Here is a 13633-nt window from a genome sequence, read left to right on the forward strand (position 1 = left end):
CCCGGCTGCGCGGGTGGACGACTGCTCACCAGGGGCGGTACGAGGCCCAGTCGAAGTCCGCGTATCCGCGCTCGGCGCCGAGGTCCTGCACCCACAGGCCGACGAACGCGCCGGTGAAGCCCCAGCCCTCAGGCTCGCCGTCGACGAGGGTCGCGGCGTACTCGTCGGACAGGATGGTGGCGTCCAGCTCCGCCGGCAGGTCGACCCAGCCCGTCGCTTCGGTCAGTTGGTAGGCGAACCTGACACGCGGACCGTCGAAGGTGACCCGGAGCGTGATGGCATCCGTTCCCGGCAGTTCGACGCGGCACGCGTCGTGCATGGCACGCCGACCGTTGTCGGACGACATCACCTCGAGTACCGGCCGGCCGTCATCGTCGGCGGTCACGTAGGCGTAGTGCCAGTTGCGGGTGTTGTAGTAGGCGGTGACGCCGGCGAGCTGGCGGTAGTTGGCGGGCTCGAAGCGCATCTCGGCGGTCAGCTCGCACTGCTTCGCGGTCACGCGGCGCGCGACCAGGCTCGGGCGCTGCCGGCCGACCGGCGACTGCCCGCCGTGGATCCGCAGGAACGAGGGGCGCGACGTGAGATCAAGCCAGTCCGGGGTCGCGGGGCGGCGCAGCGTCGCCCACTCCGGGCCGAGCACCGGCTCGGTGAAGTCGTCGCGCTCCTCCGCCGGCTCCTCCGCCGGCTCCGCTTCGCCCGGCACGGGTACGACCATCGCCGGTATCCCGCCCTCGATGCGCGGCCACTCCCCCTCCGGCCACTGCACCGCCTGGATCGCGGTCTCCCGGCCGAGCACGCACCGGCCGAGGGGGGTGTACGGCCGGGCCGCCAGGTGTGCCAGGTACCAGTGCCCGTCCGGCGTGGACACGAGGCTGCCGTGGCCGGCCTTCTGCAACTCCAGCTCGGGACGGCCGTGCGAGGTGAGCAACGGACCGGCCGGATCGGCCTCGTACGGCCCGAACAGGCTGCGGGAGCGGGCCACCGTCACCTGGTGCTCCCAGGAGGTGCCGCCCTCCGCGGTCACCAGGTAGTACCAGCCGTCCTTCTGGTGCAGGTGCGGACCCTCGGTGACGCCGACGGCGGTGCCGTGGAAGATGACCCGCTCGGTGCCGACGAGGCGACGGGCCCCGCGGTCGTACTGCTGGATCTGGATGCCCGCGAACCGGTCCCGGCCCGGCCGCCAGTCGGCGGTCATCGACAGCATCCAGGTGGTGCCGTCCTCGTCGTGGAACAGCGCCGCGTCGAACCCGCGCCCGTGCAGCACCACCGGATCCGACCAGGGCCCGGCCAGGTCGCGCGCGGTCACCAGATAGTTCTGCGGATCCCAGTAGCCGCTGGCGAAGCTTGCCACGTCGGAGTACAGAAGGTGGAACTCGCCATCCACATAGGACAGATCTGGCGCCCACACGCCGGAGGAGTCACCCGCTCCGGTGAGGTCGAGAAGCCGCCGTTCGGTGAGCACGCCGCCGAGCGGGCGCCAGTGCACCAGGTCGGTCGAGTGGTGCAGCCGGACGCCTGGGTACCACTCGAAGGTCGACGTGGCGATGTAGTAATCGGTGCCGACGCGCAAGATCGACGGGTCGGGGTTGAAGCCGGGAAGGACCGGGTTTCGGATCACCCGGCCGGGCACCTCGCCGCCGTGGGGCCCGGCCACCGCCGAGCTCTTTGTTGCGGTCGTCATGTCGCTTCTCCGTAACGGTAGCCTCGTCGAAAGTTTCGGCGAAGTTTGATCGCCGGATCGGCACAGACTACCCGCTGGAATACCGTGGTGACAATCTCGATGGCCTGTATCGGGCCGTGTTCCACACTGCTTGTTTCCGGAAATTGTTCCGATAGTTCATCCCCATCGCCATCGCGGCTGCCCCCGTAATGACGGCCGGGTGATCGGCGATCGCGTCCGGGGAAGACGCACCGTGAAGCGGGCTCCCCGGCCCGAACGGCCCTCGGCCTCGATCGTGCCGTGGTGGCTCGTGACGACCTCCTGGAGCAGGGCCAGTCCCAGGCCGAAGCGGCGGTCCCCGGAGCCCGCGCCGCGGTGGAACCGGTCGAAGATCCGCCGGGCGTCCGCCTGGTCGAAACCGTCCCCGGTGTCGGCGATCACCAGCTCGGCACAGGTGTCGACGGCCCGGAGCGTCACGGTGATCCGACCTCCCGCGGGGGTGTGCGCAAGCGCGTTGGCGAGCAGTTCGCCGGCGACCCGGCGCAGGGCCGACTCGACACCCGGCACCGGCAGTGGGTCGCCGGGGGTGTGCAGGGTGAGGGTGACCTGGCGCTCGGCGGCGCGTTCGGTCTCGGCGGCGACAGTCGTCCGGAGCAGCGAGGTGAGATCGACAGGCGGATCCGGTGCCCGGTCGGCGGGCGCGGCGGCCAGCCGGGCCGAGAGCAGCAGGTCGTCGACGATCTCGCCGAGTCGGCGGGTGGTGCCGACCAGTCGTTCCAGGTCGTCCAGGTTCGTGGCGGCGGCGTCGTCGCGTGCCCGCCGGGCGATCAACTGGGCTCGGGTGTGCACCTGGGCGATCGGGGTTCGCAGTTCGTGGCTGGCGTCCGCGACGAAGCGGCGCTGTCGGGTAAGCGCCTCCGCGAGTGGCGCGACGGCTCGACGGCCGACGAGCACACCGGTGAGCATCGCGGCGAGCAGCCCGACCGCCGCCGCGAGGCTGAACGCGAGCAGGAGGTGCCGGCGGTCGGACAACTGGAAGCGGGCGTCGAACACCGCCTGGACCACGCCGCCCTCCCGGGACTCGGTGCGCACGTGGTAGGTCGTGCCGTTCCGCGCGACAGTGGTGATCTCGGTGGCCCGGGTGACCGCCACGGTCTCCAGCGCCGTACGCAACGGCAGGCCCGGTGGCGGCGGGTTCGCGCCCGTGTACACGGTGGCGCCGTCGTAATGGAAGATCCAGCTACAGGCGGGTGGGCCGGCGATCGTGCCGTGTTCCGTGCCCCACTCCAGCTCACGCTGAATCTGCGCCTCCTGGCTGCGAACCAGGACCGCGTAGGAGATGCCGCCGGCCAGCAGCAGGAGGACGCCGATGGTCAGGCCGACAAGCAGGCCGATCCGCAGTCGGGCCCGTCTGACGATCGCCTGCTCGGTCGCTTCCATCAGAGTGTCCCGAGGCGGTAGCCGAGCCCGTGCACGGTGCGGACCACCGCACGGCCGAGCTTACGTCGCAGGTAGTAGACATAGGTGTCCACAATCGACGCCGCGGCGGCCTCCTCGAAGACCTTGCGGCGGAGCACGGCCCGGGGATGGACGGCGTTCGGCCGGGCGGCCAGCACCCGCAGCAGCTCGAACTCGCGGGCGGACAGCGCCACCCGGGTGCCGTCGGCGAGTATCGCGTCGCGTGGCGCCAGGTCGAGCAGCCCGGCCCCGATGCGGAGCACGTCCGTCGGCTCGGCCGTGCGCCGGCACAGCGCCCGGACCCGAGCGCTCAACTCGTCCAGGTCGAAGGGTTTGACCAGGTAGTCGTCGGCGCCCGCGTCCAGCCCGGCGATCCGGTCGTCGACCGTGCCGAGCGCGGTGAGCATCAGGGTCCGGGCCGGGACCGCCCGGGCGCGTAGCCGGGTGACCAGGTCGAGACCGTCGAGCGCCGGCAGCATCCGGTCGATGACCATCACGTCGTAGGATCGGGTCAGCCCGAGATGCAGCCCACGCTGACCGTCGAAGGCCCGGTCGACGAGGTAGCCCTCGTGACCCAGCGCCTCGGTGAGTAACTCCGTCAGATCCGCGTCGTCCTCGACCAGCAGCAGCCGGTTCGATCTTCCGCCCCGCATCCGTCCACGATCTCATAGATAAGCGCCGATGGAAGCAGTAGTAGTTGTCTATTCAATAATCTGAAACCGCCAGCACGGGCGTGCGTGCGGCATCTGGTCGTCGAGCCTCCCGGCGCTCGATCCAGCTCAGCGTCGGCGTCGTCATCAGCGTCGTGACAAGCGCGACAAGCACCAGCACGGTGAACAGGGACGGGCTCACGATGCCCGCCTCCAACCCGACGTTGAGCGCGATGAGCTGCATCAGGCCACGGGCGTTCATCAGCGCGCCGACCCGCAGCGCGACACCCGACGGCTCCCCGCGAAGCCGGGCCACCGCCCAGCAGGCGCCGAACTTGCCGACGATCGACACCGTCACGCAGGCGAGCGCGAACAGCAGCACCGGCAGGGAACCGAGCAGTCCGAATTCCGTACGCAGGCCCGAGTAGGTGAAGAACAACGGCAGGAAGAGCGTCGCGGCGACCGGGGTGAGAGTGCCCACCACCTTGTCGGTGTTCTCGGCACGGGGCATCACCACACCGACCGCGAACGCGCCGAAGACCGCGTACAGCCCGATCTCGTCGGTGTACCAGGCGACCAGGAAGAGCAGGGCGACCGTGCCGAGCAGCCGGGCGCGGTCGTCGAGGCCACGGCGGGTCATCAGCGCGGAGGCGACCCCCCGCCCGCCGAGCCAGAGCACCAGTCCGAAGACGACCGCTCCACCCGCGGTGACGATCGCCGGACCGGCCCGGCCGGAGGCGAAGGCCAGTACGACGGCCAGCATGATCCAGGCGACAAGGTCGTCGATCGCGCCACTGGCCAGGGAGAGGGTGCCGTGCCGGGTGCCGGCGTGCCCGTGTTCGGTGATGATCCGGGCCAGCATCGGGAACGCGGTGATGGCCAGGGCGACACCGACGAACGCGGCCGAGACGCCGAGCGACGTCCCGTCGGCCCGGATCGGCACGGCGTCGGCTGTCACCAGGACCAGCAGCACCCCCAGCAGGAGCGGCGCGGTGACCCCGGCCAGCGAGATCACCCCGGCGGTGCCGGCGAGCCCGGTGACCCGGTGGGCGCTGAACGCGTACCCGGCCTGGAACATGAACAGCACCAGGCCGACCTGACCGACGACATAGATGACCGGAAGCAGGGGGGTCGGGAACAGGGCGTTCTGCACGTCCGGCAGGAAGAGCCCGAGCAGCGACGGGCCGAGCAGCACGCCGGCGAGCATCTCGCTCACCACGGCCGGCTGGCCCGCCCTGCCGAGCAGCCAGGCGACCCCCTTGCAGAAGATCAAGATCACCGTCACCGCGATGAAGAACCGTGGCGCCAGCTCCGTTGGGGTCATCGGACAGCCCTCTCGAAGTAGGTGGTGCACAAACGCTTACGACGGGCGTCGACCACCATCCAGGAGCCGAACGCCAGTTGCCGGACACTGCGACCCACGTCGGCCCACCGGTCCCGCAGCCGCATCGTGGCCAGCCGCAGCCGCCCCGGGCCGGCGGACCCGACCGGTGTCAGATACGCCGGACCCCGGCTGGGCAGGGACCGGGTGTGTGCGGCCGAGGAGGCCAGGACGTACCGGCGCAGCACCTCGCGGGTCGCGGCGCGCAACATCACCGGCGCGACGCCACGGGCCGGGCAGGCCCGGTTCGCGGTGATCCCGTACGGGATGAAGTGCGCGTCGCCGCGCTTGAGCGTCCGCCACCGGTCCGGGTCGAACCGGTCGTCGCCGGCGGCTCCGCCGCGCTGGAACGCCAGGTAGTTGAAGAGCAGCACCGTTCCGGCCGGCAGCGACACCCCGGTGGGCAGGGTGATCGGCGCCGACGTGATCCGGTGCGCGACGCCGAAGAGCGGATGCACCCGCAGCGTCTCGTCGATCACCCGGTCCAGCGCGTCGTCACCGTCGAGTCCCCGCTGAAGGTCGGGATGCGTGGCGAGGGCGAGCAGCACATGCGCCGTCGCCTCGGACATCTGCACGACCGCGGTGTTGAAGAAGGCGCCCTGCAGATACCACGCCGTCTCCTGGGCGGTGAACGGCGGCGGCAACGTTACCGGGCAGGTCCCCGCCCGGATCCGGTCGTGCAGATACCCGGTCAACTCCTCACGCCGCCGCATGTGCCGCAGGCTTGTGCACTTCAACCCGTTGACCACGTCCTCGGCGTTGGCGACGATCAGCGCCCGGGCGTCCGGCGGACACGCCTCGCCGAAGACGAGCTCGTAGTAGACCTCGGCCCAGACCGGCATCATCAGGTCGCGCAGCCGTACGTGGCTGATCCGGTCGGTCGGCAACCTGTCGAGCGCCCGCCGGGTGCCGGCGCTCGCGAGGTCGTCGCAGCGCCTGTGGCGTACCGCGAGCACCCGCCGGGTCGTGGCGGCCACGGTCCGGTAGCGCTCGCCCGGCTCCAGATGTTCCTGGTGCATGTGCGGTCCGGGCGCCAGCCAGTACCAGAACAGGTCCGACAACCCGGCCCCCCGGCTGCGTCCGTCCGCCGCCGGATCCGCGTACACCCGCTCGAAATGCTCCATGCCGACCGTCGGACCCGGCACCGGCACGCCCTCGGCGCCGTTGACCCTGACGAACACCCACTCCCGCAGCCGGACCACAGTCGACGGCAGCCAGTAGGGGACGGTCCACGCCACGCCGATCCCCGCCAGGACCGCCAGGACGATGAGCGCGCTCATCCGCACGCCACCGTCGCGACCAGGTCACCGCGCAGGTCGGCCGGCCCGGTGACGCCGGCGAACGCCAGGGCCCGGTCGAGGTCGGCGTGGAGCAGGTCGAGCACGTGGCGTACCCCGGCGGCGCCGCCCACCGCGAGCCCCCAGAGAACCGGGCGGCCAACGAGCACCGCGGTCGCGCCGAGCGCCAGCGCCACCAGGACGTCGGCGCCCCGACGGACGCCGCCGTCGAGCAGCACCGGCAGCCGCCCCGCCACCGCCTCGACGACCGCGGGCAGGGCGTCCAGGGTGGCGAGCGTCCCGTCGAGTTGCCGGCCCCCGTGGTTGGAGACAAGCACACCGTCGACGCCGTGCGAGACGGCAAGCGCCGCATCCGCGGGATGCAGCACCCCCTTCAGCAGGATCGGCAGCGCGGTGACCTCGCGCAGCCAGGCGATCCGGGCCCAGTCCAGCCCGGCGTCCATCCCGATGTCGCGCACCCGGCCGCTGGCGTCGCGCATGTTCTCGCAGACCAGCCCGGGCGGCAGGTCGACGAAACCGTGCCGCAGATCGCGTTCCCGCCTACCGAACACGGGCGAGTCGACCGTGACGACCAGGGCGGTGCAGCCGGCGGCCTCCGCCCGCCGGATCACGGAGGTGGTGAAACCGAGGTCCGGTTGCGGGTAGAGCTGGAACCAGAGCTGCCCCCCGGCGGCGGCGATCTCCTCGACCGGCCGGGTGGCCGCCATGCTGACCACCATGATCGTGCCCGCCTCGGCGGCGGCGAGTGCGGTGGCCACCTCGCCCGCCGGGTGGGCCAGCCGGTGGAACGCGGTCGGCGCGATCAGCACCGGCATCGAGATCCGACTGCCGAACAGCGAGAGCCGCAGGTCGCGCCGGCGCACGTCACGCAGGACGCGGGGCACCACATAGCGCCTGGTGAAGGCCGCCTCGTTGGCGCGGACCGTGCGCTCCTCGCCGGCCCCACCGGCGAAGAAGTCCCAGTGCACCGGGTCCAGGCGACGCCGCGCGTCGGCGGCCAGCTCGGCCAGGTTCAGCGCCGGGCCGTTCAGCGCCGGGCCGTCCGACGCTGTGCCGTCCAGCGCCGGGCCGTCCGGCGGACGCATCTCAACCCTCGACACGGCTCAGGCAGCGGTCGAGGAACGCGGCAAGCGGCGCGACGTGGGTTTCCGGTCGATCCCACCGGTTCTCCAGGTTCTCCGCCAGGTGATGGGTGGCGACGACCTGGCCCGCCCGGTGGTGGCGGACCACCGGATGCAGGTAGGCGGCGTCGTGGGCCTGGCCGACGACGTCCTGGGCGACCCGGCTGACCGTGATGTCGAACGGATCCACCTGGTCGTGCTCGGGGCCGTACTCGAGGGTGACCACGAAGGCGTGCGCGTAGTCGTGGTCCGCGGTGCGCAGGCCGGTGCCGGCGAAGTACTCGACCGGAACCTCGTCGTGGTAGCGCGCCTCGGATCCGGCCACCGTGACCACGTCACCGAGGAAGCCGAACTGCTGCCACAGGGCGGAGGTGCGGTTGATCCGCGCGACGATGGCGTCGGCGATCAGCTCCGGGGTGGCGTCAAGCTTCTCCGCCGGCCACGGCGTGTCCCCGTACCGTCGCTCCAGAACCCGGTGCAACGCTTTCACGCAGTACCGGAAGCCGTGGATGAAACCGCTCGTCGAACGCCGGAAATCCCGTTCCTGGGAGATCGTACCGGCGAAGAAGAGGCCTGGTACGTTCACCGACTCCCACTCCGGGGTCTGCGCCGGAAAGCGGTCCCTGATCGCGAGCGCCGGCCGGCAGGTGTCGTCGAAGATCGACGCGTCGAAGGCGAAACCGGTGCAGGCGAGCACCCGGTCGTACCACAGTTCCTTGACCACCTCGTCCGCCCGGGAGAACGAGAACGTCACCCGGAAACCGGCGCCGTCGCGCTCGATGCGCCTGATGGTGCCGTCCAGGATCGCGTTCGCCGACTTCAGTTGGTAGGTGTCCAGGAAGTTGTTGTTCACCGCGCGCAGGTGCCCCACGTAGTGCGTGCGCCAGGCCATCCGGACCGAACTCGGCCCGGCGACGTGGATCAGCGTGGTGGTCTCCATCAGGCTGTCCGCGGTCTCGAACGCGGAGTTTCCCTTGCCGATGATCAGCACCTTCTGGTCGAGGTAGTCGCGCGGGTCGACGGACATCTCCGCGTACTCCTCGGCGAGCTCCAGTCCCGGGATCTCCGGCCGGTACGGCCGGGAGACGCCGGTGGCGACGATCAGCCGTCGCGCCCGGAAAACCTCACCGGCCCGGACCTCGAACGTCCCGTCCACCTTGCGGACCGACGTCACCCGGGAGTTGTACCGGACCCGCACCCCCGTCTTCGCGGCGAAGTCCGCCAGGTAGCGGACCATCACGTCGGCGTCGGGGAAATACCGTTCCGTGTAGCTGGTGAACCGCAGCGCCGGGTCGTCGCTGAGCAGGGAGTTCCAGTCCAGCCGCAGGTTCAGCTCCGGGTCCTCCGAGCCGGTGTGCGGCTTGTTTATGGAAATCAGTTGCCGGTGCCGGGGAAAGGTGGCGAAGAACGCCCCCGGGATCTCCGCCTGTTCGAGGACCAGATAGTCGCGTTTACCGTCGGCCTCCAGCAGAGCGGCGAGTTGCAGGCCGGCCGGCCCGGCCCCGACGATCAGATAGTCAAGCGTCATGGCGCCCACCCCTCACGACAGAGAAACGGAGAAATTCGCGATCACTTCGGCGGCCCGCCGCACGTCACCGTCCAACGGCCGGTCCGGGTCGACAGGCGGCACGGCCTCGGCCACCGCGGCCAACGCCTCGGCGCAGCCGGGCGCGGTCGGCGTACGCGCGCCGACGTGGGCGGCCTGGCGCAGCCCCAGCGCGAGCGACCCGACGATGAGGCGCAGCAGCCGGGCCTGGTCCAGCGCCCGCAGCGCGGCCTGGGTGCCGAGCGGGATGACATCCTGGTTGTGCAGGTTCGTCGGTACGCTCTGCATGCTCGCGGGCGTGGCGTCCCGGCGGATCTCGGTGATCAGCGCGGTCGCCGCCAACTGCACGCCCTGCAACCCGTGCTGCTGTCCCGGGCCGGCGGCGAGCATCGGCGGCAGGCCGCCGTTGCGGTTCGGGTCGACGAGCAGATCCAGTTGCCGTTCGGCGAGGTTGCCCACCTGCGCCACGACCATCGACAGCACGTCGGCGGCGAACGCGGCCGGCTGCCCGAAGAAGTTGCCGCCGTGTACGACGAGATCCTCGTCGGGAAAGAACAACGGATTGTCGGTGACACCGGCGAGGTCGGCCGCGACGACGCCGTCGACGTAGCGCAGGGCGTCCTCAGCCGCGCCGAGCAGTTGCGGCGCGCACCGGAGGCTGTACGGCTCCTGCAACGGACGTTTGCCGGACGCGACGAGTCCGTCGCTCACCCGTCGCATCCGCGCGCCCACGTCGATCGCGCCCGGATGGCCGTACGCCCGCAGCAGCCGAGAGTCGAGGAACTGCGTGCCGCTGCCGAGCAGATCGGCGAGCAGGCAGGTGAGCACCTGGACCGCCAGGTGCGCGGCACGGACCGCGTCAAGCGCCAGCGCGGTCGCCGCGGTGGTAAGCGACGTGCCGTTGACCAGGGCGAGGGCGTCGCGACCGTCGAGCGGCAGCGGTTCGAGGCCGGCCAGCTCCAGCGCCTCGGCCGCGGGCAGCCGCACCCCGTCCAGATAGGCGTGGCCCCGGCCCCGTAACGCCTGGGCAGCCGCGCCCAGCGGGATCAGGTCACCACTGGCGCCCACCGAACCCAGCCGGGGCACCGCGGGCACGAACGTGGTCGCGAGCATCGCCGCGAGGGCGTCGATGACGTGCGGGGAGACCCCCGACGCGCCGTGGGCCAGCGACCCGGCCCGCAGCAGCAGGGTCGCCCGGACCACCTCCGGATCGAGGTCCGGGCCCTGACCGGCGCCGAGGTGGGCGAGCGTGTTGTCGGCCTGGTCCCGCAGGTCGGCGCGGCCGGCGTACCCCACGAGGGCGCCGAAGCCGGTGGTCGCGCCGTACACCGCGCGGTCGTCGCCGAGCACCTCGGCCAGGAAGGCGCGGGCGGCCGTGACCCGGTCCCGGACCTGCGGTCCGACCACGACCTTGATCGGGTCACTGGCGGCGTGCAAATCGGCGATCCGCAACGGGACCCCGAGGTCCACCTCTGTCGTCATGCGATCGCACCCTAGAGACGAATTCTCAGAGCGCTCTGAGATCGGGTCGCTACGTTGCGGCGCATGACGCTCGACTATCTGATCATCGGAGCCGGACCTGCCGGGCTGCAGCTCGCTCACCTGCTCGAGCGCGACGGCCGCGACTACCTGGTCCTGGAGGCCGGCCCGGCGCCCGGCACGTTCTTCACCACCTATCCCCGGCACCGGCAACTCATCTCGATCAACAAGATCTGGACCGGCTCCGACGATCCGGAGTTCAACCTGCGCGCGGACTGGAACTCGCTGCTCACCGACGATCCGGCGCTGCTGTTCAGGAACTACAGCAGGCGGTACTTCCCGGACGCCGCGGACCTGGTGCGTTACCTCGCCGACGTCGCCCGCGGCCTGCGGGTCAGCTACGACACCCGGGTCACCCGGGTCACCCGCGACGGCGAACTGTTCACCGTCCACGCCGGTGACGACACCCGCACCGCCCGCCGCGTGGTCGTCGCCACAGGCGTGTCCCGGCTGCACGTCCCGCCGATCGAGGGCGCCGCGCTCGCCGAACGCTACGACACCGTGAGCGTCGACCCGGACGACTTCACCAACCAGCGCGTCCTCATCATCGGCAAGGGCAACTCGGCGTTCGAGACCGCGGACGCGCTCGTCGAGACGGCCGCGGTCATCCACGTCGCCGGCCCGCACTCGGTCAGGCTGGCGTGGCAGACGCACTATGTCGGGCACCTGCGCGCGGTGAACAACAACTTCCTCGACACCTATCAGCTCAAGTCGCAGAACGCGGTCCTCGACGGCACCGTCGAACGGATCGCCAGGCGCGACGACGGCGGCTACCGGATCGACTTCCGGTACGCCCGCAGCGTCGAGGCGATCCGGCAGATCGACTACGACCGGGTCATCCTCTGCACCGGATTCCGGTTCGACCCGAGCATCTTCGACCCGTCCGCCCGGCCCCGGCTGGTCATCGACGACCGCTTCCCCGAGCAGACCTCGGCGTACGAGGCGGTGAACGTACCCGACCTGTACTTCGCCGGCACCCTCACCCAGCAGCGCGACTTCAAGCGCTCCACGAACGGATTCATCCACGGCTTCCGGTACGGCGTGCGGGCCCTGCACCGGATCCTCAACGCCCGCCACCACGACACGCCATGGCCGGCCACGCCGCTGGAGATCAGCCCGGAGGCGATCGCCGACGCGTTCATCGCCCGGATCACGCGCACCTCGGCGCTGTGGCAGCAGTTCGCCGTCCTCGGCGACGTCGTCGTCATCTCCGGCGCCACCGCGCTGTATCACGAGGAGGTGCCGGTCGCGTACCTGCACGACGGCGGCCTGGGCCCGGAACCGTTCGCGTTCGTGATCACGTTGGAGTACGGACCGGACCACGACCAGGTCGACCCCTTCGACATCACCGTGCCCCGGATCGCCGAGAACGACGCCGCGCACGCACACGACGCCAGCTACCTGCACCCGGTCGTCCGGGTCCATCGCGGCGGCCGGGTCGTCGCCGTGCACCACCTCGCCGAGAACCTCGAGAACGACTGGGACCTGCCGGACGTGCACCACCAGCCGCTCGTGCTCTTCATCAAGGGCGTGCTCTCCGATGCCGGCTGAGATCTGGCCGCAGCCCGTGTTGGACCTGCTCGCCGCCGGCGACGACCGGCCGGTCTTCGAGGAGGGCGACCGGACCGTCACCACCGCCCAGATGTCCCGGCTGATCTGCCGGATCGCCGCCGGGCTCCGTGCCGCCGGGGCCGGTCCCGGCATCGGGGTGGCCCTGCGGCTCGGCGTCACCGCGGAGGCATTCGCCACGGTCATCGCGGCGTTCGCGGTCGGGGCGCGGGTCTCCGGGATCCGCCCCGACCTGACGCCGGCCCACCTCACCCGGCAACTCGACGAGCACACCCTGCTTGTCGACGACGCACGGGCCGCCGAACTGGCCACCACCCCCGACGACGGACGGACGCTTATCGCCGCCGGACGCCCGGACGAGGTCGCGCGGATCACCTGGACCAGCGGCAGCACCGGCAGTCCGAAGGGCTGCGCGCAGACGTACGCGGCGATGAGCGCCGCCTGGGCGCCGTACCCGGATCGGTGGCCTCCGGCGATCGCCGACCTCGCCACCCGGCTACAGCGGTATCTCGTCTTCGGTTCGCTGAGCAGCCAGGTGATGCTTGAGTACGGCATCCTCACCCTGGCCGCCGGGGGCACCCTGGTCGCGGCCCGGCCCCCGGGTTTCCCCGGCATGATCGCCAACCACCGGGCGACCGCGAGCGTGATCACCGTGGGCAGGCTGTACCAGCTCGTGCACGACCAGCGCACCGATCCCGTCGACCTGAGCAGTCTGCGGGCCCTGCTGGTCTCCGGCTCGCCGCTCGCACCGGGCCGGCTCGCCGAGGCGCTCGACGTGCTCGGACCGGTCATCTTCCACGGCTACGGACAGACCGAGACCGGCATGATCACGATGGTGACGCCAGCCGAGATGCTGGCGTCCCCGGCCGCGCTCACCTCGGTCGGCCGGCCGCCCCCGGTGACCGAACTGTCCATCCGGGACGCCGACGGCCGTCCCGCCGCCGAGGGCGAGCTGTTCGTGCGGACACCGGCGCAGGCCGCCGCCTACTGGGCGGATCCGGCCGAAACCGCAGACGTCTTCGTCGACGGCTGGGTGCGCACCCGCGACCTGGCCCGGCTGGACGGCGACGGCTACCTGCACCTGATCGGCCGGACCCGGGACGTCATCATCGTGCAGGCCAACCTGGTGTACGCCGGCCCGATCGAGCGGGTTCTCGGCGCCGACCCCACGGTCGCCGAGGCGTACGTCGTCGGCCGTCCCGACGACCTCACCGGGGAGGCGGTGCACGCGTACGTGGTGCCGGCCGCCGGTCGCGCGCCCGACACCGGGCGGCTCCGGGCCCTGGTGGCGCAGGCGCTCGGGGAACCGTCGGCCCCGCAGACGATCCGGTGCATCGACCGGGTTCCGGTGGGGCCGAGCGGCAAGCCGGACAAGCGCGCCCTGGCGCGCATGACGACCGGGTGATCGTGG

The 13633-nt window shown here is 71.4% G+C and carries 10 protein-coding genes; 2 read left to right on the plus strand and 8 right to left on the minus strand.

Annotation, left to right across the window (positions count from 1 at the left end):
* Nucleotides 1-25: 25 nt before the first annotated feature.
* The 8 genes from SM450_RS22105 to SM450_RS22140 all read right to left on the minus strand — a co-directional run bounded on the left by SM450_RS22105 (nucleotide 26) and on the right by SM450_RS22140 (nucleotide 10596).
* Complete coding sequence (locus tag SM450_RS22105) at nucleotides 26-1681, minus strand: glycoside hydrolase family 43 protein (protein WP_474621661.1); 1656 nt, start codon at nucleotides 1679-1681, stop codon at nucleotides 26-28.
* Nucleotides 1682-1837: 156 nt separating this feature from the next.
* Nucleotides 1838-3100 (minus strand): sensor histidine kinase, encoded by a 1263-nt coding sequence (locus tag SM450_RS22110; RefSeq protein ID WP_474621662.1) that lies wholly within the window; start codon nucleotides 3098-3100, stop codon nucleotides 1838-1840.
* Nucleotides 3100-3771 (minus strand): response regulator transcription factor, encoded by a 672-nt coding sequence (locus tag SM450_RS22115; RefSeq protein ID WP_474621663.1) that lies wholly within the window; start codon nucleotides 3769-3771, stop codon nucleotides 3100-3102. Before SM450_RS22115 ends, SM450_RS22110 begins: the two co-directional genes overlap by 1 nt.
* 52 nt (nucleotides 3772-3823) lie before the next feature.
* Nucleotides 3824-5092 (minus strand): cation:proton antiporter, encoded by a 1269-nt coding sequence (locus SM450_RS22120; protein ID WP_474621664.1) that lies wholly within the window; start codon nucleotides 5090-5092, stop codon nucleotides 3824-3826.
* Nucleotides 5089-6429, minus strand: coding sequence for a cytochrome P450 (locus SM450_RS22125; protein ID WP_474621665.1), 1341 nt, complete (start codon nucleotides 6427-6429; stop codon nucleotides 5089-5091). Before SM450_RS22125 ends, SM450_RS22120 begins: the two co-directional genes overlap by 4 nt.
* Nucleotides 6426-7532, minus strand: a complete 1107-nt coding sequence (locus tag SM450_RS22130) for an alpha-hydroxy acid oxidase (protein WP_474621666.1) — start codon at nucleotides 7530-7532, stop codon at nucleotides 6426-6428. The genes SM450_RS22125 and SM450_RS22130 overlap by 4 nt, the downstream gene beginning before the upstream one ends.
* A gap of 1 nt (nucleotide 7533) precedes the next feature.
* Entirely contained in the window at nucleotides 7534-9096 is a 1563-nt protein-coding gene (locus tag SM450_RS22135; RefSeq protein WP_474621667.1) for an NAD(P)-binding domain-containing protein, read from the minus strand.
* Between the two features lie 12 nt (nucleotides 9097-9108).
* On the minus strand, nucleotides 9109-10596 hold the full coding sequence (locus SM450_RS22140) for an HAL/PAL/TAL family ammonia-lyase (RefSeq protein WP_474621668.1): 1488 nt from the start codon (nucleotides 10594-10596) through the stop codon (nucleotides 9109-9111).
* A gap of 63 nt (nucleotides 10597-10659) precedes the next feature.
* Between SM450_RS22140 and SM450_RS22145 the strand changes: the two genes are divergently transcribed.
* Nucleotides 10660-12204, plus strand: coding sequence for an NAD(P)-binding domain-containing protein (locus SM450_RS22145; protein WP_474621669.1), 1545 nt, complete (start codon nucleotides 10660-10662; stop codon nucleotides 12202-12204).
* On the plus strand, nucleotides 12194-13627 hold the full coding sequence (locus SM450_RS22150) for a class I adenylate-forming enzyme family protein (RefSeq protein WP_474621670.1): 1434 nt from the start codon (nucleotides 12194-12196) through the stop codon (nucleotides 13625-13627). Before SM450_RS22145 ends, SM450_RS22150 begins: the two co-directional genes overlap by 11 nt.
* Nucleotides 13628-13633 lie beyond the last annotated feature (6 nt).

The sequence above is a fragment of the Micromonospora marincola genome (assembly GCF_056150385.1).

Excerpts from the sequence above, each read along its gene's own strand:
- SM450_RS22130 (WP_474621666.1), bottom strand. The coding sequence starts at position 7,532 with ATGCGTCCGCCGGACGGCCCGGCGCTGGACGGCACAGCGTCGGACGGC.
- SM450_RS22105 (WP_474621661.1), bottom strand. The coding sequence starts at position 1,681 with ATGACGACCGCAACAAAGAGCTCGGCGGTGGCCGGGCCCCACGGCGGC.
- SM450_RS22140 (WP_474621668.1), bottom strand. The coding sequence starts at position 10,596 with ATGACGACAGAGGTGGACCTCGGGGTCCCGTTGCGGATCGCCGATTTG.
- SM450_RS22135 (WP_474621667.1), bottom strand. The coding sequence starts at position 9,096 with ATGACGCTTGACTATCTGATCGTCGGGGCCGGGCCGGCCGGCCTGCAA.
- SM450_RS22110 (WP_474621662.1), bottom strand. The coding sequence starts at position 3,100 with ATGGAAGCGACCGAGCAGGCGATCGTCAGACGGGCCCGACTGCGGATC.
- SM450_RS22125 (WP_474621665.1), bottom strand. The coding sequence starts at position 6,429 with ATGAGCGCGCTCATCGTCCTGGCGGTCCTGGCGGGGATCGGCGTGGCG.
- SM450_RS22150 (WP_474621670.1), top strand. The coding sequence starts at position 12,194 with ATGCCGGCTGAGATCTGGCCGCAGCCCGTGTTGGACCTGCTCGCCGCC.
- SM450_RS22120 (WP_474621664.1), bottom strand. The coding sequence starts at position 5,092 with ATGACCCCAACGGAGCTGGCGCCACGGTTCTTCATCGCGGTGACGGTG.
- SM450_RS22115 (WP_474621663.1), bottom strand. The coding sequence starts at position 3,771 with ATGCGGGGCGGAAGATCGAACCGGCTGCTGCTGGTCGAGGACGACGCG.
- SM450_RS22145 (WP_474621669.1), top strand. The coding sequence starts at position 10,660 with ATGACGCTCGACTATCTGATCATCGGAGCCGGACCTGCCGGGCTGCAG.